The sequence below is a fragment of the Photobacterium sp. GB-50 genome (assembly GCF_003026755.1).
GTDB lineage: Bacteria > Pseudomonadota > Gammaproteobacteria > Enterobacterales > Vibrionaceae > Photobacterium.
Genome location: NZ_PYNX01000003.1, coordinates 1 through 25,302 on the forward strand (window position 1 = coordinate 1; position 25,302 = coordinate 25,302).

Below are 25,302 nucleotides of genomic sequence, written 5' to 3' on the forward strand. Positions count from 1 at the left end.
GTGAGGCCGTCAGTCACTTTATTCTGCCGGACAAAAGAAAGGACCGAACGTTTCCACGTTCAGTCCTCTTTGTGCCATCCAAGTACCCGTTTAGGTATAAACGATGATGCTTATCCGAACGGCATTAGATCTTATGATCGGCTTTTTAAATAAAGGGCGAATCAGTTAAAGCTTGCCTTTAGCCACACCATACGGTGGTCGGAAGAAATATCTTTGCCTTTTCCTTTACCAATGCGTTCATCGTTCATCAGTAAGTATCCAGCTTCATTCGGTGCTGGCCAGTAAACACCAGAATCAACAATGTTTAGATTACTTGATGGGATAGCGTGATCCACTTGTAAACCAAACGTACTGGTTATGCGCTCTGGGTGTGGGTTATCTTGGCGACATTCACCACTTGGGAAGCAGTATTCAGCACCAAAGCTTGTCGGAACGTAAGCACCATTAGTGGCTTCTTGATTCACACGCTGGTGCTTTAATAGGGTATCAATGGTTTCGATAAAACCGTCACCCGCTTCAGGATCGGCATTAAGATCACCCACAATAACAAACTTGGCATTATCAGCTAAACCGCCTTTTGTGCCTTTGTCATCATAAATAAACTCTGCACCATCAATGTAATCTGTCCAGAACTGAATTTCATCGCGGTTTTTTTGTTTATTGTTTTCAGTCACTGTGTCAAATACCGGTGGCGTTGGGTGCGACATTAAAATATGCACCACTTGCTCGCCTGATGATGTCGGAATTATAACTGGAGCATCAACATGGTTTTTCGATGATAAACGTACTTGATTCCATTCAGCATCGGTGTACCAACTATCACCACAACTCATACCTGCAGGAATTTTATTTTTCTCATCGTTGCAGTTAGTAATGGTTGGGTTCGTTGCAGTTAGTAATGGTTGGGTTCGTTGCTGTTGGTAAGTCTTTCCACTTAAAAGTTTGGAATGTACGGGTATTAGCATTATCAATTTTAAATTGAGACATGAGCGCAAAGGCATACTGACCATGGTATTGACCAAAGCCCCAAGCATCATTTGGGCCGCTATTTACTTTACCGTCGTTATTAAGATCTAAACCACTCATTAAGCCTGTATTTGTTGCATAGCTCTCGGCAAATGGATAGTGAATTGGTGATAGGGTGTCACCACCATCAATGCTATTTAGGCTTTGTCCTACCGCTAAGTAGTTATCTTGGAATCCATTTAAAGCGGTAAGATCATCGCCTGTACCATCGTTATTGTATTCAGCCAGTAAAATAATATCAGGGCGTTGGTTTTGAATAATGGCAGCAACGTTTCTGATTTGAATAATCTTTAGTGCTTTCGCTTTGTCGTCTTCACTTAGCGTATTTGCATTAAACCCATCGACTAATGTTTGTTGCTCTGAAGGTGTGGTTTGCATTTCATCGATCAGTTGTTCAAACGTAAAACGATCGAATGATAAGTTAAATGTAGCAATAGAAACTTCGTTAACAGGGATAACATCATTATTGCTCTCAAATACACAGCCTGTAAGAAGAGCAGATGAAATAGCAACAGCAGCAAGAGTCTTAATTAGTTTCATTCAATAATCCATATTGTTGAAAGGAATTTAGGCGGTAAAGTCTCGAGCAGCATAGTACCTATTTAGTGATAAATAAGTGTGATAGGAGCACGATAATATGTAATCGGTAGTAATGATTTGCTTTGTATTTTCTTAAAATATGCTCGGTATCTCAAAAATGTTGTGAGGGGGGATAGTATGTGCGTCTTCGAATACTTAAAGAGATAAATATTTTGTGTCGTTTAAAACCGGAACAGTCTCTTTTTTTGTTCCGTTTTTAAATGGCGTAAAGCTCCTAAAATAAAATCATCAAATAACAGGAGCTAAATCATGAAATTTTATAACCAAATTAAAGAAATTATTAACTCATCAAAACGTCACGATAAAAAAACAGGATGGCTTGCTCGTTTGATATATATTAGTCCTGCACAGCGATTAGAAAGGCTGAACACTATTTTTGGCTCAGATCAGTTTTCTAAAGCCAGACCATTAACGCTTAGCCAGCAAAAGAAGTTTAATGATAATTATCTAAAGTAATGTAAGGATCTCTCTGTATGAGCCGACGAAAACTGGAACTATATGAAAATATATTTAATCGTGTCGGTCCTGGTAAAAGCAAGGTCACTATTGTAGAGATCGCCGCTTACCTTCATTGCAGTGAGCGTCATGCGAGAACCTTATTAAATCAAATGACAACATTAGGTTGGTTAACCTGGTCTCCGACTGTGGGGCGAGGTAATAAAGGGATCCTCAATTGTTTACAGGAACCGATACAGGCGTGCCACAAAGAGATTGATAAAGCGAATGACAACAGCAATCTCGATTTGGTTTATAAGCTGGTAGGGTTTAATGGACGAGATACCGCCGCTGGCTTATGGCAATATTTATCACAAGCGGTGACAGAGAAACACAACACGATCCTGGCGCCTTTTCATCGTTGTATGAAAACGTTACATCCCCATTTTATTACCGAGCGTACTGAGCGCCACTTTATCTCTGAGGTTTACCAAACGTTAGTTGAAGATAAAGCGAATAAGCTGACAGGTAATCTTGCTCATTTTTGGGAAAGTAATAGCAATCATACCGTTTGGACTTTCTATCTTCGGCCTGAAACCCTGTTTCATGATTTATCTGTTCTGACGGCAGATGATGTTGTTGCAAGTTTTAAAGGGCTTATCCATTCAGCGCAATGGCAACGATTGTATGATCATATCGAAAAGGTTATTGCTGTTTCTTTTGATGTGGTTGAAATTCATTTATCTACCCCAGATCCTCTTTTTATTAAATTACTGTGTCGTGCTGAAACCGCGATCATGCCAAAACAGTTCGTATTTGCTAATGAATCACATTTTAGAGCCATTGGCTCGGGACCTTTCTTGTTAGCCGTAAATTCGAACAAACTATTACGCTTGCAACGCTTTTCACAATATAACCGTACATCAGCATTAATTGAGAAAATTGAATTTTGGATCCACGAGAGTTGGGCAGAAAGAAAGAAGTGTTATCAGAACTTTTTCTTTTTAAATGACAGTTTAAACGTGTATGAGACGGCCTGTGATTATGTCGGATCGTTTTATTGCTTGATTACAAATAAGCAATTACAAACGCAAGACGTTAAACAAAATCTAGCAGCGGCATTTTTAGGCGATCATAATCAAGCCGGTAAAAAATACCCTGTTTATACGATAAGTCATGAGAATAATCGAGAATGTCGAGAGTATTCAAAACAGTTAATGTCCTATTTTGATAAGCCTGAAATATTGCAGACGAAAGAAGTAAAGTTTGGTCAGTTTCTTGATGGCGTTGATGTGTCGATTTTAGGAATAAGAAAGGAAGATAACAAGTACACCAGTTGGTTTGCTTTTTTAACGTTATATCCGCACTGGGCATCGGTATTGACCTTTACCCAGCAAGATTATTTACAACAGCAGATCGCTGCGATCCGTATTGAAGTGGATGTGTTACGTCAACAAGCACTGATTAGTCACGTAATGACGTGGTTAGAGCAACAGCATATTTTATTTGAAATAAAGCGTGAAGGATTAACCCTCTCGGTACCAGAGCAAATACGAGGTGTGGAGATCAATGCCAATGGGTGGTGCGATTTCTCTAAGCTTTGGATCAAACCCATGAAAGTGAAATCGGATGTCACTGCGTCAATGGAAAGTCTGATCGCTAAATATTAATCAACGAGTTATTGAGTAATCAATACATCATTATTTCTTCTTGACCTCAAGTTTACTTGAGGAATTAGAGTGCTTACATATTTTCAAAAAAGAAGGAAAAAACAATGAAAGGATATGTAGAGCACATCAATATCAAAGTCTCTCAGCCCGAAAAAACGATTCATTTTTTATTAACAGCGTTACCTGAATGGACGATTCGCGGGGAAGGGAAAATTGATAACTGGTTTGGTCAACCAATGCATTGGTATCACATTGGCGATCAAGAGAGCTATGTGGCGATAGGATCTGGGGGGGAAGGTCAGGTGCCTGATTGGCAGGGAAATGCATCAGGCATTAAGCATGTTGGTATTGTGGTTGAACGTATTGATGATGCGGTTGCAAAGCTGAAAAGTGCCGGTTATGAAGTGGATCATTGGAGTGCAGAGCATCCCTATCGTCGCAGTGCTTATTTTATCGATGATAACAATTTAGAGATCGAGTTTATTGAATATTTGACCGATGATCGTGCACTTAGAAACGATTACAGCCAATAATGGCGAAATGAAATAAGACAAGAAAGGAGAGCGCCTGCTCTCCTTTATAGATTGAATACAAGCGCTATAAGTATACCTTTCCACGCAGATATAAAACCGCTGATCCGGCAATAATAATGCGATCATTATCGATCATTTTACACTGTAAAACCCCACCTCGTTGTGAGGCTTGGTAAGCGGTTAATTCTCGTTTACCAAGCTGTTTAGCCCAATATGGCGCTAAAGCTGTGTGGATTGAACCTGTCACTGGATCTTCATAACCGCCATTGGCTGGCCAGAAATAACGAGACACAAAATCGTATTGTGTCGATTGTGCAGTGACAACGATATCGTGAGGGGCGAGCTGTTTAAGCTGCTCTGCATCGCAAACCACATTTTGTACTGCTTGTTCATTGGGTAAAACAGCAATATAGGCCTGGCGATTTTTTAGCACCTTGGTGGGCGTAATAGATAATCCCTTGAGTAAGGCGGCTGGTGGTTCAACGTCTTCACCAGGTTGGCAAGGGAAGTTCATTTCAATATTGCCATTTGGGGCTTGTTTTACTGTCAGTGTGCCAACTTGCTCTGTGGTAAAAGTGATCTCGCCTTTAAGCTGGTAAAACTGATACAGAACAAAGGCAGAGGCAAGCGTTGCATGACCACAAAAGTCAATTTCAGTCAGAGGAGAAAACCAACGGATCGCATAAGTATTATCGCCCGTTGGTTTAATAAACGCCGTTTCAGACAGGTTATTTTCAGCAGCAATACGCTGCATTAATGAGACGTCTGGAAAAGTGGCAACGGGCATGATTGCCGCAGAATTGCCTTTGAAATGTTGGTCGGTAAAAGTATCGACAACGAAAATATCCATATCGTGTTTATCCTGCGTGTGCGTTAAGAATTGACCAGTATGTCTTGTCGGATCAATTTTTTGTTAATTTTAAATAAAAGTTCGCGTTCTTCATTTGTGAGTGGCGCAAAGAAGTCTTGATTGAGATTAGCAATACATACGGTGGCTTTTTGCTCGATATCTTTACCTTTATCAGTAATCACAAGATAGCGGGCTTTTTTGTTTTGCTCTGATTTATGCACGGTGATTAAGTCACGTTTAATACAGTTATCGATTAAACGTTTAGTCACTGAACGTTCACGGTGTAGTGCATCGGAGACAGCTTGCTGCGGCACTTCGCCCAAATAACTGAGCACGCGTAGTGCACCTAACATTTCTAACGTAATATCAAATTCCGTCGCCAAGGCTGAATTGGCAATACTACGAAATTGCTTGTAGGCTAATCCCATCGTAAAAGAGACACTCTCATTAAGAGAAGGGATATCAGTGTAGTTCTGTGACATGACGTTTCTTCGCCGTAGTAATAAAATAAAACAGAGCCAATATACCTAAAGTACAGCTAAGTTCCCATCCTCGAAGGAAAGTACTACTTAATCCTAACTCACTGTTGGTCATATAAAGTTGGATTGGTAGCATGGTTGCGAGCAAAATATCGGGATGTAACTCTTGGTGTGGCCCTTCATCGGTATAAATTTTGTGACTGATCATGTAAATCAGTGCAAATAATCCTAAACCATAAACAATAATATCACTTTGATAACCAGCGATAAGTAACATAAATATCGCCGCAATGGCACATCCACCGACTTGAGTAATAAAGCGTGATTTAACGATTTTTAAATATGCTTCTCGACTCGTTTGGGTTGCTGCTGCAATGACTGGCACCATACAAAATGCGCCAGAAATGAGATTGACAATCATTAAAAAACCCAGTCCTAAACCAATCAAGCTCACTGATATCAAGCGTTGCTGAGCGGTGACGGGGGTAGATTTCGGTTTGAAAAAGCCCGATTTTGGTTTCGGTGGTAGTAGCCAAAAAAACAGCTTGGTTACACAGATACTAACCACAATTGCTAACCCTACCTCGTGTAAACGTTGCGGCATATCCATGTTGGTATGTAGCGCAAAGACAATATTTAAAATCCAGTTAATCGTCGGCATAAATAGCGCGCCCACTTTAGCGGGAGAATCTGCCCGTTTTCTTAGTTGATCGAACAGTACGATACTGATCGTCCAAATAATAAAAGGGTGATCACTAAAAACTTCAGACACGAAAACCGCACAGTAAGCGGATAGCAACACTAAGGCGAATGTTTTGCTCAATCCTTTCCAACTGTAGTCTTTTACTTTCGTTGCGATGATGATCGGAAATAAAGCAAAGTAAACATGTGAATTTACATGGAAAAGCTTTCCGAACATCATACAGATACACACAATCAAGCTAGTACGTAGTGCATCTGTACTGATTAACTGTTTCATATTTTGCTCACCTGAGTGGTTTCTTAGTAGATGTAGCGGAACAGGGCGATGACATGGATCCAAGCATTGCTGAGCACATCTAATACGGGATTACCATTAAGTACAATGACACTTGCGCGAGAGCCTGAAATCACATCTTGCTGCGGTACATTGACAGCAATACGAGTACGGATTTTTTGCTGTTCACGGATCCAGCGTGAGTCATTGGTAACGGTTGATAGTTGTGTTAATGGGTTACTCGCATCAAAAATAGCGCGATCTTGATTTTCTATTTCGCCTTTAAATACTCGGCCTGGTTGAGAATCAAAACTGATCAATACATGATTTTTAGGTTGTAAATGGGCAATGCCTTTTTCGTTAAAGTCCGCACTTAGCCAACTATTTTTTGCATTAACAAGAAAAAGGATCGGAGTGCCTTTATTAACATAAGTCCCTGCATCTAATTGTAAATTGCTCACAGTGCCAGCTGTCTGTGCAACAACTGTAGTATTGGATAAATCCCATTCAGCGCGTGCTAATTTTGCTTGTGCGAGTTCAACGGCTGCGGTGTTTTCCTTACCTGATAGTGTCGCTTTGATTTTTAGCACATCAGCTTGTGCGGCAGAAATAGCACTTTTAGCGACATCAGCAGTACTGATCGCATCATCAAGCTCTTGTTGGGTCGTTAACCCTTTACGGCTTAATGCTTGGTAGCGATCCAATTTAATTTGCGCATTTTTCCACAATGTTTTTTTCTGTAGTACCACTTGCTGTGCAGCGACGAGTTGCTGCCATGTTCCTATATTGGCTTCTTTTGCTTGTTGCAATTCGGCTTGTGCTTGATCGACTGCAATTTGATAAGGCTTTGGATCAATAGAAAATAAAGGTTGGTTAGCATTAACGTGTTGACCGTTACTGATATAAACATGGGTGATATTTCCTGATACTTCAGGAGCAATGTTCACCACTGATTTATAGAAAGTGGCTTGTGTGGTAAATGGCGACACATTATCAGCCATTAAAAGGAAAGCTGATAATGATAAAGCGAAGCCGATTACGGTATATAAGAGAATAGAGTAAATGTTCGTTTTCATCACTTTTGTTACCTATACAACAAAACTATGAGGCGATTGTATACTTAGTAATGTTGTATGTGCAACATTAATTAATGTTATTTATTTTAATGATGGTGTTGAAAGAGGAGTTTTTGAGTGTGGGGGCGTAATAAATAGGATTCTAGCTGCTATATTTAATTGGGTAATTTGTTTTATAAATAGGACGTTAATAGCGTTTGAGTTTATTTTTGCATTTTTTTCTATATGTGAATTTGCCTAATTGGCGTTTATCTACCATATTTAACTTAACCTGTATTGAGATAGTTACTCGAGCTTACGGAGGATTGGAGCTGTTTTTAAAGACTCACGGATACAGGTATCAGTGATTATTAATAGACCTCTTAGACCCGTTATTGGTAGTCACTCAGTTGCATCGCGCAACATGTGAAAAGTAGACAAAGTAATACATGTAAGAGCAACAAAGTAACACCGTAAAAATTACACACGTAAAAGCTACATACGTAAAAGCTACACATGTAAAAGCTTCTAAGTGACTACTTAGTTGTTAACAATTTGGTAAGTGACACCTTTTAAAAATTTGCTTCTTCGCCAATATATAGCGGTCCGCACAAATATTGTGGGACACGGCAAGCTCAACGTAATGAGTGGCGAAGCGTAACAATATTGGTGTGCCGAGTAAGTACACTAATAGCAACACCAAGCCGCACTGCAATAGTGCGGCTTTTTATGTTTAGCGACTTATTAATAATTCATAAAATTACAATAATTATTAACTCTTCCTATTGAAAATTATAAGATATTGAAAATAAACTTAAAATAAATGTTATCCACAAATTCAGTGGGTAACTCTGAACTGTGGTTGTTTAAGGTGGTTGTTTTTTTGCCATTTAACATGACAATTTTAGTATGTTAAATGGCGTAATAGTTAGGAGCGAAATCTCGATGCGTATGGCGAGTAAAGGTAAGTGTGAATTGTCATAAAGATAAGTTGTGATGACCGTATAAGGCTTTTGCTTGTAAGTATTCTTGATTACCTTCTTTGATGTGTACTTGAGTCTTAATCACTTCTACTATCTGAATATTATGTTGAGATAAGTCTTTAACTTTTTTAGGATTATTGGTAATTAAGCGGACTTTGTTGATACCCAGTGCGTGTAATGCGTCGGCGGCTTCCTTGAAATCACGAAGATCATCATCAAAACCTAAATGGTTATTTGCTTCATAGGTATTCATGCCTTGGCTTTGTAATTGATAAGCATCGAGTTTATTGTATAAACCAATCCCACGGCCTTCTTGACGTAGATACAAAAGAATCCCACCAGATTGGCGCATTTTTTCTATCGTTTCATTGAGCTGCTCACCACAATCACAGCGAGAAGAATGAAAAACATCACCGGTTAAGCATTCAGAGTGCAGACGAACTAAAGGAACGCTTGCCGCTGTATCTGCTTGTTTAAAAATAATTGCGACGTGTTCTTTACCTGAGTTAAAGCCATGAAATGACAATAATTCAGCAGGGATATCACTTCGTTGCCCTATTTTAAAAGGAACTCGGGCTCTTACTGTGACCATAATATCCTCGTACTTCTATTTGAGTTAATTACTTTGGAAGGAAAATGGCTATGATTCAGTAGGTATAATAGCCATCATAATGTGTGAAGATAAGGTATCTAAGGTTCTATCTCTGCTAACACGTTGATCATTTCGAGTGCACTGAGGGCGGCTTCTGCGCCTTTATTTCCCATTTTTGTTCCAGCACGTTCAATGGCTTGTTCGATGGAATCTACCGTAAGGACACCAAACGCGACCGGAATTTGATGTTCTAATGCAACTTGCGCTAAACCTTTATTACATTCACCTGCAACATATTCAAAATGTGGAGTACCGCCACGAATCACAGAACCTAAAGCGATGATGGCATCATAACTACCTTGTTTCGCAAGTTGTTGAGCCAATAAAGGCAGCTCATAAGCCCCTGGACAATGTACAATGGTAATATTGGTTTCTTTAACAAGACCTTGGCGTTGTAGGGCATCTAATGCACCAGACAATAGGTTGTCATTGATAAAACTATTAAAACGAGAAACGATGATGACAACATTTGCGTGGGGTGCTGTGATCGCACCTTCAATAATATTCATGAAGCTTCCTAAGTGTATTTATAAAAACGAACGATGAATCAATAACATTTGAGTGTTTACTAGTTACAAATATATTCAACAACCTCAAGATCAAATCCTGATAAAGAACGATATTGTTGGTTTTGTGAAGACAGTAAACGAATTTTGCGTAGCCCTAGTTCAGATAAAATTTGCGATCCTAAACCAATTTGTCGGGACTGCGGTGTGGTAGGCAAGGGAGCAATCGCTTGGTGCTCTGAAGCTAACTGGTTTACTTGATTGATGATCATCGTAGAGGGTTCTATTTGGCTGATGATCACTAATACGCCACCGTCGGCTTGAATACGCTGCATGGCCGCTTGTAGGGACCATTGTGTGGCGCCAGTATGTAAAATATCTTTCAGTGTATCTTTGACATGCACACGGACTAAGGTTTCAGTATCAGGGTTAATATCACCTTTACATAAGGCGTAATGGAGTTGATTGTCAATGGTGTCACGGTAGGTGATCAAGTTGAACACACCATATTCAGTGCATAATTCACTCTCTGATAAACGTTCAATATGACTTTCTAGTTGGGTTCGATACTCGATTAAATCGGCAATTGTCCCCAGCTTTAAATTGTGCTTTTGCGCAAACACTTCAAGTTGAGGTCGGCGTGCCATTGTGCCGTCTTCATTAAGAATTTCCACAATAACACTAGAGGCTTCAAGCCCTGCTAAGCGTGCAACATCACAGCCTGCTTCAGTGTGACCGGCACGAATTAATACGCCACCATCTTGCGCCATTAATGGAAAAATATGCCCCGGCGAAACAATATTATCAGCACTGGCATTAGGAGCAACTGCTGCTTGTACTGTCTTCGCACGATCACTGGCAGAGATCCCTGTCGTAACATCGGTGGCGGCTTCTATTGAAACGGTAAATGCAGTTGAGAATTTATCGTGATTATTTTGTACCATTAGCGGTAAATTTAACGTTTTACAGCGATCTTTGGTTAACGTTAAGCAGATCAACCCACGCCCATGTGTTGCCATGAAATTAATCGCTTCGGGAGTAATCATTTCAGAGGCAATGATCAGATCGCCTTCATTTTCACGATTTTCATCATCCATCAAGATAACCATTTTCCCCTGACGGATATCATTAATGATTTCTTGGGCGCTACTTAAAGTCATAACTGGTCCTTTTTATCAACAGCGTAAATGAGTTATACGATAAAACCGTGCTTCTCTAATAAAGACATAGAGACGTTAGTGTTTTTTTTGGATTCTTGTTTATCAATGCTGACTAATCGTTCGAGGTAACGTGCCACCATATCAGCTTCAATATTGACCTTTTGACCAATGGTTGCATTAGCAAGTGTTGTATTGGTTAACGTATGAGGAATAATGGTTAATTTAATGACATTCTGATAGACAGCATTGATGGTTAAGCTCGTTCCATCAATACAAATTGAACCTTTCTCTGCAACAAACTTCTTCAGGTGTATTGGTACAGTTATCCAAACCTCAATGGTGCGACCCTTTTGCTTTAATTCAATAATGTCGCCAATACCATCAACATGTCCGGAAACAATATGACCACCTAAGCGTGTAGTGGGTAACATGGCTTTTTCTAGGTTGATATTTTGTCCGACGTGGTAGCTGTGAAATGCGGTACGCTTTAACGTCTCTTTTGAAAGATCGGCAACAAACCCAGTTGGAGTTAATTTAGATACGGTTAAACAAACGCCATTACTAGCAATGCTATCACCAAGTTTTACGTCCGAAATATCAAGCTTATTGGTATTGATAACCATTGAAATATCGTCATTATTACGAATAATGGCGCTGATATTTCCAATTGCTTCTATTATTCCTGTGAACATACTATACCTACAAAAAAACTCTATTTATCAGGTGCAAGCCAACTGTTACCCAATAAATAGAGTAAATATAATGAGTAATGACTGATTTAGATAAAAACCATCAGTAATGATATGAACGATTTTTAACTACATATAACTAAACGCATCAGAATACATTTTCCCGACATTGGCTTTTTTCTGAGTTGTAAAAATATCTTTTGCATTTCGGCTCATACCGAATGGCCCGCAAACATAAATATCAAATTCAGATAAGTCGGCAAAATCATCCATTACAGCATCAATAACATTGCCGATTTTACCGTCCCACTCTGTGTGTACATGCTCGACAACGGGCACATATTTCACATTGGGAAGCTGGGCTTCTAATGACTTAAGTTTTTGATCTGCATAAAGCAATTGGCGATTGTTCACACCCCAGTAAAGGTAGATAGGTTGTGATAGTTGCTTGTCAATACAATGATGAAGGATACTATTGATATATGATAAGCCTGTGCCGCCAGCGATAAGTAGCAGTGGCGATTCACTTTCATCACGTAACCAAGCATCACCATGTGGCGAATCTATCTTAAACTCGGTTTGATGAATAAACGCATCGTTAAAATACGAAATTGCTTCTATAGCAGTTTCTTTGACTGAGCCGCCAACATGCAATTCAATTAATTCATTACAGTTTGGGCTGTTAGCAATAGAAAAAGGCAGCTGTTTATTATTCAAATAGATAATAGCGTATTGCCCGGCTTTGAATTGAAAGCATTGGTCTGGTTTGATAAACACTTTAAAAACATGGCTATCAGATGCTTCAATTTTTGTAATTTTGCAATTAAAAATCATCATTCAGTCCTGCTACTTATTTCAAGCTGGTCGCCATCGATAATGAACAGCCTTTTTGTTCACGGGTATTTAAACGGCGAACAATTTCCACGGTTGTTCCTTGGTGTGGATCGGGCTCTTTGATGTTGTGCACAATGCCAATATCGTCTGTAACAATAAAGGTTGGGTAACTCGTCGATGATGCATCCATGTAGCTCATTAAGCCTTCCTGACCATCTTCAACAGGCGTCATAGTGACAGGATCAAGTGCACGAGCATATACCCATGGTGGAACATGTTTGCGTTGGCGGTTATCTTCAAAGAAGCAAGTATTTAGTTCTACTTGGTTAAAGGTGTCACGAATTTGGCTTTCGTGGAAAAGGTTGAAAGTTTCCATTAATAACTGATTAAAATCTTGACGATTAAGTGCTTCTTTTTGTTTTGTTTTCCAGCCGCCACCAGTGATGATGAACATGTGAGCGCCAGCATTAAATTCAATGTTGTGCTCTTTCATATAAAGCGCTAATAAATAAATAAAGTATGGAGGGCCAATTAAACAAATGCCTTTTCCTTTACGTTGAATAGCCTTTAACGACGTGATGGTTTGTTCAAAATCAATTTCATCTTCGTCTACTGTAAACGTCGTTGGGTATAACAATTCAACTAGGCTCATGACATATTTGAACCAAACATTTTTGGCGCTGAAGCGATCAGGTCCCATATTAACTAGCTCTAGTTGGTGTTCATGGAACTCACCTAGATACTTCATGCCGTAATTTACAGAGCCAAGCAGGCGTTCGATGCTTTGGCGATCACGGGCAATATGGCTTTTTATTCCACTTGTGCCGCTACTGGTGAACCAATTTTCAATATTAGCTTCATCGGCAGTATGTAGCTTAGCGTATTTGAACATCGAAGTAGGGAATACCGGAATATCATCGATTGATGTAATTTTTTCGTCTACACCTTGGGCATTACAATAATAACGGTAATCTTCATTATTTTTATAATGGTAGTGGAATGATTCCATTATAAATTTCTGCTTTAATTTTTCTTGTTCATCATAGGTTAAGTTAAGTGGTGATGATGAGAAAATAATATCATCAAGTTCTGAACTAACAATAATATCGTTAGTATCAACATTTAATAATGTAGTCATATTAAACCTTAATAAAAAAAATAATGGCAGTGTAATAAATCACACTGCCATTTATAATGACAATGATTGGCGAAGTCTTAATTTAAATTAACTTAATTAGTTAAGATTGTAATCTTTTCGATAATTGATAACTTGTTTATCAAAATTAATCATTAATGATTTTTTATCCTCTTGAACTTTCATTGATTCAAAACAAAATAAGAAATCGACTTTATTATCTAAACCTTGAGCAATATCAACAACGTGAGATAAGCACGTATCGTAATTTCCTGCCGCATTACTATTGATGATTTCATCAATCGATGCCTCTGCTTGGGTGTAACAGAGGTAATTTTCTAAGTAAATGCTTAGCTCAGCTTTGGCTTGCGTTGGGTTCTCATTCACATTGATAAATAACATTAATCGATGACGAATATCGGTGATATTGATATTAAACTTAGCCGCGGTTGTCTCGTAATGTTTTAATAAATCAATGCGCTTTTTTTGGTTATCATCCCACTTAAACAGAAGTGGCACCCCATATTTAGCTGCTTTTTCAACGGTTTCGTTGCTGGTGGCTAAAATATGAACGTTATTACCAATACTAACAAGTGGAGCTAGTTTCGTTTCATCATGATAACTTTTATCTATGTGGTATTCGCTAAATGCAACAACATCATAGATGGATGTATCTTCATGAATAATACGTAATGTTTCTAACGCATTATTCATGGTTAATGATGGATCTTGCTGTCCTACATGATAAAAATTAAGGAAGAAGACGCCATAATTCCATTTTGTCATTTTATTATCCTGAGACTTATTATTATAGATTTTTCTTGATTTTGTTATTAACCATATTAATAAGGTCGATGACAGCTGCTTTATTTTTCATAGATTCAAAAGATAACAATACATTCTTTGAACCTGTTATTTCTAAAGCATATTTAGTGGAGTCATAATATTCATCTTCTGTACCTACCGCGTGTTGCTTAATTAGCTCTTCAATTTTTTCTTCTTGATCTGCATTTGGGTAAGCTTCTGCAATATAATCGCGGATATAGTCACGCATTTCTTGTTTAGCAATATCGCTATCTGTATTTAGATTAACAAGTAATGGGAATTGGTGATCAATATTAGTAATATCGACATTATTTTCAGCCGCGACAGCTAAATAATGTTGATAGTAATTTTCTTTTTCAGCTAGGGTGTCACTCCAGCGGTAAGTCAGCGGCAGGCCTTTGATCGCTGCCCACTCAACCACGCCCATACTTGTAGCTAAGATATACTGTTTTAGGTTTTCTTTACTAATACAGTGTGGGTTGATAGAGATTTTTGGGAAGTTATAAAAGTCATTATTAGCATGACAGTAGTTAGTAGTAATACCATCATTTAAAATGTCATAACAAGCTTCAAATTGCTGTTGTTGACTATCGCGTTGGCGCTTAAAGAAGTCCATCTCGAAATCATTAACACAATCACTTAATCCTAGAATAAAACGTCCATCAGACATTTGATCAAGCAAGCTTGTTTCTTCTGCAATACGTACCGGATGGTGAGTTGTGATAACTTGATTCAATGAACCAATATGAAGACGTTCGGTTAAACCGAGTAAAAAACTTGCAGCTGTTATAGGAGCACCTACGATACCGTTTTTAGAAAAATGGTGTTCGTTAATGAAAGCGGTATTGAAGTGGTACTCGTCTTTATCGACCAATGCAACAGTGTTGATCATGTTGTCGAGTACGTCTTCAGATGTCATACCTTTAAGCTGAAAGTTTAGAAAGAATAATCCAAAATTCATGTTATTTTCCTTATTTATCATTTAATTCAAGATGTTAAATCTAGTGGTTTATTTCGGATCTTTTAGGTATGGTGCCACTTGTGTCATAAAGCGTTCCATAGAAGCAATGATTTCTTGCTCTGAACCGTTTGCTTCAAAACCAAGGGTAATATTTTTGATCCCTGTTGCATCAATATCGCGTTGCATGATTTCAATACATTTTTCAGGTGTGCCAACAGGGTTAAGGTTATTACTGTAATCAAGACGACGGCGGCTATCGGTATGGCCTTGTAATACAAAGTCACGCCATTGACCTTTGTGGTAGTCATAGCCACGAGTTTGGTTACTGTCTTTAAAGATATTTGTCGCATTTGTGTAAGAGTCATACCAGTTTGATAAGAAGTCACGACATGCACTTTCTGCTTTTTCTTGATCGTCATTAACAGAACAGATGAAGGTCATACTGTGGTCGATATTCTTAATATCGTGACCATGTTCAGTTGCAATTTCATTGTACAGTTCCATCTGTGCTTTTTTCTCGCTGGTCGTGATGATCCAACTTAGCACCATAGGCAAACCACGTTCTGCTAACCAAGTTGTTGTCGCGGCAGATTCGGCTGTCATACAAGTAGGGATTTTGTCTGAGTAGGCTTCTGGATAGACATTTACATCTTGGAATTCAATATTTTTACCATCAGTGTGTAAAACACCTGATTTTGAGCCGTCCATGATCATTTTATGGAAATCTTCAGTGATCGAACGGGAATCTTCCATCGTAACACCGAATACCCGGAAATCTTTATGGTATAAACCACGGACTACGCCAAAGTTAAAACGACCTTTTGACATTTGATCCAGTAGCATTAGATCTTCCATTTGACGGGCAGGGTGAGCTGTTGGAAGTACGATACCCATTGTGCCAACGTTGAGTTTTTTGGTACGACCAAGAATATTGGCACAAGCAACATATAGGTTACCGGTTAGGCCAAATTCAGTGAAATGGTGTTCAAGCGTCCAGAAGGTATCGAAGTTTAATTCTTCTGAAGCAACGCCAAGTCGAACAAAGCGATCCATGACTTCTTTATGAGATTCACCTGGTGGCTGGTATGAGAAACAAATATTGCCAAATTTCATTATATTTTCCTTTTAATGAATAAAATATGTATTGGTTTAAGCGCTAGCGAACATTTCGTTTTCAATTTTATTTTTTAAACGACGTTCATTAACTGTAATAATGGTGAGATCTTCAAAGTTTGGTTCACTAATATCGTCCGCTAAATCGAGTACTTCACTGTCTAAGCCTATTGCGGCTTTGGTTACCGATTGGTAGAAATTACGCAGGACGATCAGGTTCTCACCTAAATCATGTGATGAACCAATTAATGAGTAAATTTTGGTTTTATCTGAGTTGATATTTCCGATTAAGTGTTTCACTTCTTCTTTGCAGACCCAATTATCGCCATTTGAAACAAAGGCAATAAAAGGAATATCTAGATCTTTAGTTTTATTTACTGTTGAATCTAAAGTATCCCAACTATTATCAAAACAGTCAGTCACAAAGACTTTTGAGCCTAAGTTATAACCTTCGAAATTTAAATCTTCAGGGATATCATTAATTTCCATTTGTAGATAATCATAATCAAGTGCTTTCTCAAGTGTGCTTCTTAAATTAACAACACCAACAGCCGTAATGAGGAATGATAATTTAATCTCAGTAGCAACATCATAGGCAATACGAGCAGAAAGACTTGAAGCAATTAGTCCAATTTCATTAATACCACGATCATTTAGCCAATCAATGACTGTTAATAAACTTTGTTTGCCAACAGACATAGAAAACTGATTAATTTCACCACTACTTAAGCCAACATGATTTAATGAATCATAACGAATAACATGAAAACCATTATTTGCTAAATATTCAGCAAGGCCAGCGAAATGGTCCATTCGACGGGCAAAACCAGCTGCAATAACAATCGTATTATTGCGCTTAACCTCTTGATTTTTAGGCAGAGTTTCCCATACTCGGATGTGACGATTATCACCTAGGTTAATAACGTGATCAATAGGTGCTGAGGTTTGAGTATTGTTCATAATATTTCTCTTTTATGGTACAAAAACGAGGAATTTATCTTCTTCTAGGTAACGCGTTTGTTCTATTTTGACTGCGACATCTTTAGTGGTATAAGTCGATGGTCTTTCATGTGAAATATATTTAACAAGACGCTGAAGTGGACGCATACCGTCATGTGCGCCACCCACTCGAAATATATTATTCATACCTGATTCAATAATACGTTCCGCACCGTGTGCCGCTAATGTATCTCTATATTTAAATGATGCTTCCCATGGTGTAATTGAAACTGTTTGGGTTACATTATTTTGAAGATAGGGAGTAATTTCCGAAATATCTTTCACGTGATGAATATACGCAGAACGAGATAATGGTTGATTACCGAATGAACCCGCTGGAGATTGCGTTAATAACCAAGACTGCTCGTCACCTTTTTGCACTTTATATTTGGCAAATAAACATTCTCTTTCTGTTAAAGAAAATGCGCCCTTTTCATCGAAAGATTGATCGCCTTTGGGCAGTATGTCTTTATAGATGTTTAATTGCTGAGTTAGCTCTGCAAAAAAAGTATCGATATTGTCACCCATGTAATAGATATCTTGGGTAGAGAAACAAGCTTGTTGATCATAAAAACAGATGTCGTGAGCAACACCAATGGCAGCTGCTTTAATATCTGTTGGGTTATCAACAATCGAAATACTTTTCTTTGGACCAAATTTAAGAATATCAACGTGTGCTGGGGTATGTTTTGTTGCCCATTTGATTGCATCGTTACCCCCCCAAGCCACAACCACATCTGCACAGCTCATGATTTTTTGTGGAATAGTGATATCTTCACTATGTGACCAATACATGACTGACATAGATCGAGTTATTGGGTGGTCGGCATCGGTATCAATAAAACTTGAAGCCAGTGCGGTTGCGGTAAATGGATCAGCAGACGATGTTTTAATGATGCATTCGTTTTTAGTTAGAATAGCGCGCAGGATAGATGTCACACCAGACAGCGGAACGTTACCCGCTAATAAATGGATAGACTTGCCTTTTGGCAGCGCCTTGACATAGCAATCACCTTGGGGGAGCCATTCATCAACGATATGGCGAGAACTGAGATCATTTTCAACAATGTCATACAGCGCACTTTTGCTACATAGGATCATCGAAATCCAGTTCGCTTCTAGTTTTGCCATCTCAGGAGAGTAGCCCATGAATTTGACTAGATCGCGAATATAAGTAAGGCGACGGCTATAGTTTTCACTCTTCCATTTTTGCCCTACAGTATACAAGAAGTTAACTATCTTGTTGATATTTAAGTTATTTTCTATTTTTAGTGAGGTGATCGCCTCAGCATCAATGTCTGTAATGATAGGTACATTGACGGTGTTATTGTTAAGCGTAAGTTCGCGGACTTCATGTTCTGACGTGTCTCGAACTTCGCCTCCAATAATCAATGGGATCTTCTTAATCATGCAATCTCCGTTAACATGCTGTTAAATTCTATTCCTTTTAGGGATGCGTTAATGCCCCTTAGGAACAAAAATAAGGCTAGATGAATAATTATTACCATGTAAGTTGATTTTTATTTGTTTATAAATATTCGAGATTTTGATCACACTATAAAAACAATTATTTTTAACTCTTCATATCCACATCTATTATGTCTAGCTTTTTCGACATTTTTTCCGTCTTTTTTTTGGTCAATAATTGCTCATTTCTTGGTTTTTAATATTTTTACGGAGTGAGTTTAGGTATGTTTATTTGTGTTTTTTTATCGTTGAAATTTTATTTTTTTTTGTTTTTTTTTATTTTTACTCCGATATTTATCGAATTAAAATGTATTTCATTTTTTGTTTGTTGATAGGTTTGTATTTGTGGGGATAAATATTGCTACAAGTAAATAAAAAAGCAATATTTTGCCAATAATCACTGCTTTTTATTGCTTTGTTTTTTATTAACTATATGTTTTGTTGGGGTTTATTTTTGCTTAGTGTGCATGTTGTGGGGTTGAGGGGGTTATCATGCTCTGATATTTAAATGTGTAAAAAAAGCGGTGTGATAAATGGGTGATATTGATATTTCCCATTTTAATGTTATTGGTGATTTATAATTAATACAAGTGTGTGAATTATATTTCTATATTTAAATTTTTGTGATGATATTAAAAAAAATCTTGTGCTTTATTTGTATTTTAATCTCAAATTACTAAACTCTTGATGAATCTATTGGCATACATTAAGAAAAAATATAAGAGTCTAGAAAAGGAGACATTGATGTTTAGAGGTATTGTTCAAGGTCGTGGTGTTATTAAATCCATATCAAAAAGTGAAGATAGTCAACGACATGGTATTGTATTCCCTGAGGGTATGATTGAGCTTGTTGACATAGATACTGTAATGTTAGTAAATGGTTGCTCCTTGACTGTCGTGCGTATTTTAAACGATACGGTGTACTTTGATATTGACCAAGCATTGGGTACGACAACATTTGAGAGTTTAAAGGAAGGTGATCAGGTAAATCTTGAGATCCACCCTAAATTTGGTGAAGTGGTTGGTCGTGGCGGATTAACAGGGAACATTAAAAGCACGGCATTAGTGACTGGGGTAGAAGAGGATGAAGCGGGTTTTTCAGTATTTATTGATATTCCTAAATCGTTATCTGAAAACTTAATGGTACAAGACGACATTGGTATCGATGGCGTTTCTTCGCCGATCACTGATATGTCAAACAGTGTTATTACATTGCATTACCCTCGTGATTTACTAGCCAATACTAACCTTGCGATGTTAAAAAAAGACGTGAAAGTGAACGTTGAAATTTTAAATGAATGGTAGTGATTAAATTCTGCTATTAAATATAAGCGCATTATTTTAATGCGCTTATTTTAATGCGCTTATTTGTTTTATTTTAAAGCAGTTGGCGCAGTATATAAGTACCACATACTTTGTGGTGTACAAAAAAAGGAGGTGGTGTATGGAAAAAAAAATGCCGACATTCCATGTCGAAACGTTAGACGAATCAAAAACATACCATCATCATGATTATCCTCAGATTATTATAGGATTAATGGGGCAAAGTGAACTGTCGATAGAAGATAGTTCACTTTGTCTTTCTTCTGGTATGGGATGCCGAATTAATGCCAATGTTAACCATGGTTTTTGTGGCGGACCTAACAACCAAGTTTTAGTGATGAATTTACCACCATTGATATCAATGACTGATGTGGAACAGTTCAGTAATGGCAATTTCAGCTTAGATGCACGTACTCATCAGCTTATTTCATTGTTAGCGATTGAATTAAAAGAACATGCTCAGGATAGTGTGTTATCACAATCGATCAGTAACACCTTACAGTGCTTAATTAATCGTAGCTTAATGAGCTTTGATGAAAAAAAAGTAACACGTCTAAATATGGCGCTTATTGATAGTTATATCCAGCAGAATATTCAGAAGAAGATCTCAGTGGCTGATCTATCCAGCATTGCTTTTTTAGCACAAAGCCAATTTTATGTCTTATTTAGAAAGCAAATGGGGATAACGCCACATCAATATGTATTGCGAAAACGATTAGAGTTAGCAAAGCAATTGATTGCAGAAACTCAAAAACCGTTATCGGAAGTTGCACAATTATGCGGATTCTCAAGTCAAAGCAGCTTTAGTCAAGCTTTTCGCCGTCTATACGGGACATCTCCCATACGATATCAGTTCTTTATTCAATAAGTTATAAGTAGCACTTAGCAGTAATATCGCGCTATATGGGTTAACTATATAGCGCTTTTTTATGTGTGAGATCTCGTATTATTCATTGTTGGAGAAAAAATAAAACATCCCGTAGGAATTCATAAGACGAGATAAAATTTTATCCATACTATCTACAGGCAATAACAGATTAATAACATGACAGTGTTGTTTATTATCATCTCACTGAGATGCCATAGAGGAAACCTGATGTTTAAAGCCGTTGATGTACTCCATTCTTCCTTTATAGAGAAGCCGTTAGCTCAATTATGGGCATTAATTTCACCACTGTATGCTGTTGATGAGTCTGAGTGGTTAACACAGTTGCTACCCTTAGCAGAACCTACCGATGAAGAACGTACGTATAGTGCAGCGCAAGCCAGTGAGCTTATTGCTCGTGTCCGTGCCGATAAAAATGCGGTGCAAATGATTGACGCACTGCTATTGGAATATAGCCTAGAGACCAAAGAAGGGATCTTATTAATGTGCTTAGCTGAAGCACTGATGCGTATTCCTGATCCGGCTACTGCTGATGCCCTAATTCGCGATAAATTAAGTGTTGCTGATTGGAAATCTCACCTTAAAAACTCTGATTCATTATTTGTGAATGCCTCAACATGGGGGCTCATGCTAACAGGGAAAGTAGTAACGTTAGATGCAAAACAAGACGGTACACCTACGAATGTAATTAACCGCTTGGTTAATAAAATGTCAGAGCCAATGATCAGACAAGCTATGCACCAAGCGATGAAAATCATGGGGCATCAATTTGTTCTAGGGCGAGATATTTCTGAGGCGATGAAAAACGGCAAACCTAAACGAGAGCAAGGGTTTACTTATTCATTCGACATGCTAGGTGAAGCGGCACTCACCGCTCAAGATGCCGAAAAATATTACCAAGACTACCTAACGGCGATTAAAGCGGTAGGCAAGGTCAATAGTGCCATTTCAGCTCAATCGGCTGGTCAATCATCAGATCCTACCGTATCCATTAAGTTATCTGCTTTGCATCCTCGTTACGAAGTCGCCAATGAAGCGCGTGTGTTAGAGGAAATGTACCATTCCGTACTTGAGCTATTAATTTTTGCCCGCGAGCATAACGTTGGGATCACGATTGATGCTGAAGAAGCAGACAGATTAGAATTATCATTAAAGCTATTTGAAAAACTGTATCGCGCAAAAGAAGTAAAAGGTTGGGGGCGTTTCGGTTTAGTTGTACAAGCGTATTCGAAACGTGCTCTACCTGTATTAGCGTGGCTTGCTGCCCTTTCTAAACAACAAGGTGATGTGATTCCACTTCGATTAGTAAAAGGCGCCTATTGGGATAGTGAACTGAAACTTTGTCAGCAAGCAGGCTTCAATGGCTACCCAGTTTTTACTCGTAAAGAAGCGACAGACAGCTCTTATTTAGCCTGTGCGAGATTTCTACTATCTGAGCCTTTAAAAGGGCTGATCTACCCACAATTTGCGACTCATAATGCTCACACGATCAGTGCTATTGTCGCGATGGCGAAGCATTCTTACTTTGAATTCCAACGCCTGCATGGCATGGGAGATGCGCTATATAACCATGTGATGGATATGCATAAAACACAGGTACGTATTTATGCACCAGTGGGAAGCCATAAAGACTTACTGCCATACCTTGTTCGTCGTTTATTAGAAAATGGTGCCAATAGTTCGTTTGTTCATCGCTTAGTTGATGCGAATTGTCCAATTGCCGATCTCACACAACACCCTGTTGATGTGCTTAAGCAACGTAAGACATTGAACAATAGCTTGATCCCATTACCGATAGATATTTTTGGCGCTGAACGTAAAAACTCATCAAGTATTAATATTGATATTGAATCACAGTGGCAGCCATTTCATCAGGCGGTACGTGCCTTTGATAAGGTGAGGTGGAAAGCCTCGCCTATTTTGAATGGAAAACCAAAGGCTATTTTAGCTGCCGAGCGAGTTTGTGTGACGGCACCTTATGATCGTGGGGAAGTGGTGGGTGAACTGAACTATGCCACATCATCACAAGTGGATACCGCAATGGCATCTGCCCATGACGCTTTTGCTGATTGGTCACAACGTTCTGCAAGCGAGCGTGCAAATTACTTATTGCTATTGGCCGATAAACTTGAATTACATCAAGCAGAATTAGTGGCGTTGTGTCACCGTGAAGCAGGTAAAACCATCCACGATGCCATTGATGAAATTCGTGAAGCGGTAGATTTTTGTCGTTATTACGCAGAGCAGGCACAAACTAATTTTGCTAAGCCTAAACGCATCACTAGCTTTGATGGTGTCGATCAAGAGATGACCTATCAAGGACGAGGTGTCTTTGTTTGTATTAGCCCTTGGAATTTCCCGTTAGCCATTTTCTTAGGTCAAGTATGTGCCGCTTTAGTTGCAGGTAATACCGTCGTGGCGAAACCTGCAGAGCAAACCTCATTAATTGCTTGTCGTGCTATTGAATTACTACTGCTTACTGGCATTCCACAAGGTGTTATTCAAGTCGTAACAGGATTGGGGCGTGAGATAGGCCATCAGTTGACGTCAGATGAGCGTGTTGCTGGTATCGCCTTTACAGGTTCTACACCCACAGCGCAATTGATTAATCGTACCTTAATGGCACGTGATTGTGCGCCAGTCCCATTCATTGCCGAAACGGGCGGTCAAAATGCAATGATCGTTGATAGTACAGCACTACCGGAACAAGTCGTACGTGATGTATTACGTTCCGCGTTTGCCTCTGCCGGTCAACGTTGCTCAGCATTACGCGTCCTCTTTATTCAGCAAGATATTGCCGAACGTGTGATCACGTTAATCAAAGGGGCGATGGCTGAACTTAAGGTTGGGGATCCGCAATTACATGCTACCGATGTGGGGCCTGTCATTGATCGTGCGGCAAAGCAAAAGCTGCTTACTCATATTGAATCGTTAAAAAACCAAGCACGATTGATTTGCCAAACGCCGCTGTCAGAAAGCTGTGCGAATGGCGATTTTGTTCCGCCGACGGCCATTGAAATTAAACATATTAACCTATTAGAGCAAGAGCACTTTGGCCCAATTCTGCATATTGTGCGTTTTAAGGCGAGCGAGATTGATCAAGTCGTTAATCAAATTAATCAAACAGGATTTGGTTTAACAATGGGAATACATAGTCGAAATGAGCGTACCTATAGTGAAATAGCGTCACGCGCCAAAGTCGGTAATTGTTATATCAATCGCGATCAAGTGGGCGCCGTTGTTGGCGTCCAGCCTTTTGGTGGTCGAGGGTTATCAGGTACAGGGCCAAAAGCGGGCGGGCCTCATTATTTGTATCGTTTTATGCAGTCAACGATTGCGCCAATCAATGTTACTCATCAATGTGAGATGGAAGGAGCAAACGATGAAAAATAATTCACAGTTAATGGCGTTATCTCCGCAATTACAAAAATCACTACAAAGTAGCATTTTTGCGTTTTCGGTATGGAATGATCTGGACTTTGAAACGCGAATCGCTATTCTACGCCGCTGGGCAAAATCGCTAGATAATCAATCTGCGATGATGGTGAATTTTCAGTGTAATAATGCACTGGAAATGGTGGCTGAAATGCAAGTAATGCCAGGGCCAACAGGTGAAAGTAACACGCTTTATTGTGTTGGACGCGGCGTATTTGTTGTCACTGCAAGCGATGACGTCGCTAACCATGTGGTGATTGCTCAAATCGCCACTGCATTGGTGTGTGGTAACAGCGTTATGTTGTGTTTATCGCCTGATCACCCTTTAAATACTGGTGCCATTCTCAGTCAGCTAGAGCCGGCAGGATGTGTCGCCAATGTACTTAGTGTTATTGAGGACATTGAGCTTGAATCGTTAATTCAAAGTGAAGAGGTTGCAGCAGTTGCTTATAGCGGTACTGCTGAACGTGCGTTGAGCTTAGCGCGTCAATTAGCGGCGAGAAGCGGACAGTTAGCGCAATTAGTGGCAGAAACCGATTTTGATCATCTACCTGTCATTGGTAGCCCAAGTTACTGTTTACGCTTTATCACTGAACGTACCAGAACCATCAATATTACAGCCGTCGGCGGTAATGCAACGTTATTAGAGCTTGGTTGTGGAGAAACCGACTGACCAGACCTTGCTTAATATGATAATAGGCCTTTGCCAT

Annotated in this window: 22 protein-coding genes and 1 pseudogene; 7 read left to right on the forward strand and 16 right to left on the reverse strand. The window is 38.9% G+C overall.

Going from position 1 to position 25,302, the window contains the following annotated elements:
• Positions 1–161 precede the first annotated feature (161 nt).
• Positions 162–1,566, reverse strand: a pseudogene (locus C9J41_RS05055) (endonuclease/exonuclease/phosphatase family protein).
• Positions 1,567–1,875: 309 nt separating this feature from the next.
• On the opposite strand from C9J41_RS05055, the gene C9J41_RS05060 reads away from it, so the two are divergent.
• From C9J41_RS05060 to C9J41_RS05070, 3 genes are all read left to right on the forward strand, one after another.
• Positions 1,876–2,082 (forward strand): hypothetical protein, encoded by a 207-nt coding sequence (locus C9J41_RS05060; RefSeq protein ID WP_107246556.1) that lies wholly within the window; start codon positions 1,876–1,878, stop codon positions 2,080–2,082.
• A gap of 17 nt (positions 2,083–2,099) precedes the next feature.
• Positions 2,100–3,731, forward strand: coding sequence for an SgrR family transcriptional regulator (locus C9J41_RS05065; protein ID WP_107294294.1), 1,632 nt, complete (start codon positions 2,100–2,102; stop codon positions 3,729–3,731).
• Positions 3,732–3,835: 104 nt separating this feature from the next.
• Positions 3,836–4,264, forward strand: a complete 429-nt coding sequence (locus tag C9J41_RS05070; RefSeq protein WP_107246553.1) for a VOC family protein — start codon at positions 3,836–3,838, stop codon at positions 4,262–4,264.
• 64 nt (positions 4,265–4,328) lie between these two features.
• Here the strand turns inward: C9J41_RS05070 and C9J41_RS05075 are convergent, their stop codons facing one another.
• From C9J41_RS05075 to C9J41_RS05145, 15 genes are all read right to left on the reverse strand, one after another.
• Positions 4,329–5,114, reverse strand: coding sequence for a PhzF family phenazine biosynthesis protein (locus C9J41_RS05075; protein ID WP_107207425.1), 786 nt, complete (start codon positions 5,112–5,114; stop codon positions 4,329–4,331).
• 23 nt (positions 5,115–5,137) lie between these two features.
• Complete coding sequence (locus C9J41_RS05080; protein WP_107207424.1) at positions 5,138–5,596, reverse strand: MarR family winged helix-turn-helix transcriptional regulator; 459 nt, start codon at positions 5,594–5,596, stop codon at positions 5,138–5,140.
• Positions 5,577–6,572 (reverse strand): DUF2955 domain-containing protein, encoded by a 996-nt coding sequence (locus C9J41_RS05085; protein ID WP_107294295.1) that lies wholly within the window; start codon positions 6,570–6,572, stop codon positions 5,577–5,579. The genes C9J41_RS05080 and C9J41_RS05085 overlap by 20 nt, the downstream gene beginning before the upstream one ends.
• Before the next feature lie 23 nt (positions 6,573–6,595).
• Positions 6,596–7,645, reverse strand: a complete 1,050-nt coding sequence (locus C9J41_RS05090) for an HlyD family secretion protein (RefSeq protein ID WP_107207422.1) — start codon at positions 7,643–7,645, stop codon at positions 6,596–6,598.
• A 957-nt stretch (positions 7,646–8,602) separates the two neighbouring features.
• Positions 8,603–9,199, reverse strand: coding sequence for a GTP cyclohydrolase II (ribA, locus tag C9J41_RS05095; RefSeq protein WP_107207421.1), 597 nt, complete (start codon positions 9,197–9,199; stop codon positions 8,603–8,605).
• A 98-nt stretch (positions 9,200–9,297) separates the two neighbouring features.
• Entirely contained in the window at positions 9,298–9,768 is a 471-nt protein-coding gene (gene ribE, locus C9J41_RS05100) for a 6,7-dimethyl-8-ribityllumazine synthase (RefSeq protein WP_107207420.1), read from the reverse strand.
• Positions 9,769–9,827: 59 nt separating this feature from the next.
• Positions 9,828–10,925, reverse strand: a complete 1,098-nt coding sequence (gene ribBA, locus C9J41_RS05105) for a bifunctional 3,4-dihydroxy-2-butanone-4-phosphate synthase/GTP cyclohydrolase II (protein WP_107207419.1) — start codon at positions 10,923–10,925, stop codon at positions 9,828–9,830.
• A gap of 32 nt (positions 10,926–10,957) precedes the next feature.
• Positions 10,958–11,617: a riboflavin synthase gene (locus tag C9J41_RS05110; protein ID WP_107207418.1), complete on the reverse strand. Its 660-nt coding sequence runs from the start codon at positions 11,615–11,617 to the stop codon at positions 10,958–10,960.
• 126 nt (positions 11,618–11,743) lie between these two features.
• Positions 11,744–12,451, reverse strand: a complete 708-nt coding sequence (fre, locus tag C9J41_RS05115; RefSeq protein WP_233217699.1) for an NAD(P)H-flavin reductase — start codon at positions 12,449–12,451, stop codon at positions 11,744–11,746.
• Positions 12,452–12,464: 13 nt separating this feature from the next.
• A complete protein-coding gene (locus tag C9J41_RS05120; RefSeq protein WP_107207416.1) occupies positions 12,465–13,586 on the reverse strand; it encodes a long-chain fatty acid--CoA ligase in 1,122 nt (373 codons plus the stop codon).
• A gap of 96 nt (positions 13,587–13,682) precedes the next feature.
• Positions 13,683–14,369 carry an LLM class flavin-dependent oxidoreductase gene (locus C9J41_RS05125; RefSeq protein WP_107207415.1) on the reverse strand — a complete coding sequence of 229 codons (687 nt, stop codon included), beginning with the start codon at positions 14,367–14,369 and terminating at the stop codon, positions 13,683–13,685.
• Positions 14,370–14,391: 22 nt separating this feature from the next.
• Positions 14,392–15,369 (reverse strand): alkanal monooxygenase, encoded by a 978-nt coding sequence (locus tag C9J41_RS05130; protein WP_107246550.1) that lies wholly within the window; start codon positions 15,367–15,369, stop codon positions 14,392–14,394.
• A gap of 48 nt (positions 15,370–15,417) precedes the next feature.
• Positions 15,418–16,482: an alkanal monooxygenase gene (locus C9J41_RS05135; protein WP_107207413.1), complete on the reverse strand. Its 1,065-nt coding sequence runs from the start codon at positions 16,480–16,482 to the stop codon at positions 15,418–15,420.
• A gap of 36 nt (positions 16,483–16,518) precedes the next feature.
• The gene (locus C9J41_RS05140; RefSeq protein ID WP_107207412.1) at positions 16,519–17,442 is read right to left on the reverse strand and encodes an acyl transferase; all 924 of its coding nucleotides are present in this window, start codon (positions 17,440–17,442) and stop codon (positions 16,519–16,521) included.
• A 12-nt stretch (positions 17,443–17,454) separates the two neighbouring features.
• The gene (locus C9J41_RS05145; RefSeq protein ID WP_107207411.1) at positions 17,455–18,891 is read right to left on the reverse strand and encodes an aldehyde dehydrogenase family protein; all 1,437 of its coding nucleotides are present in this window, start codon (positions 18,889–18,891) and stop codon (positions 17,455–17,457) included.
• 801 nt (positions 18,892–19,692) lie between these two features.
• Here C9J41_RS05145 and C9J41_RS05150 point away from each other — a divergent pair.
• From C9J41_RS05150 to C9J41_RS05165, 4 genes are all read left to right on the forward strand, one after another.
• The gene (locus C9J41_RS05150) at positions 19,693–20,253 is read left to right on the forward strand and encodes a hypothetical protein (protein ID WP_158259668.1); all 561 of its coding nucleotides are present in this window, start codon (positions 19,693–19,695) and stop codon (positions 20,251–20,253) included.
• A 139-nt stretch (positions 20,254–20,392) separates the two neighbouring features.
• Positions 20,393–21,139 carry an AraC family transcriptional regulator gene (locus tag C9J41_RS05155; protein WP_107207409.1) on the forward strand — a complete coding sequence of 249 codons (747 nt, stop codon included), beginning with the start codon at positions 20,393–20,395 and terminating at the stop codon, positions 21,137–21,139.
• A gap of 228 nt (positions 21,140–21,367) precedes the next feature.
• The gene (gene putA / locus C9J41_RS05160; protein WP_107294297.1) at positions 21,368–24,550 is read left to right on the forward strand and encodes a bifunctional proline dehydrogenase/L-glutamate gamma-semialdehyde dehydrogenase PutA; all 3,183 of its coding nucleotides are present in this window, start codon (positions 21,368–21,370) and stop codon (positions 24,548–24,550) included.
• The gene (locus C9J41_RS05165; RefSeq protein WP_107207407.1) at positions 24,540–25,265 is read left to right on the forward strand and encodes an aldehyde dehydrogenase family protein; all 726 of its coding nucleotides are present in this window, start codon (positions 24,540–24,542) and stop codon (positions 25,263–25,265) included. Before putA ends, C9J41_RS05165 begins: the two co-directional genes overlap by 11 nt.
• Positions 25,266–25,302 lie beyond the last annotated feature (37 nt).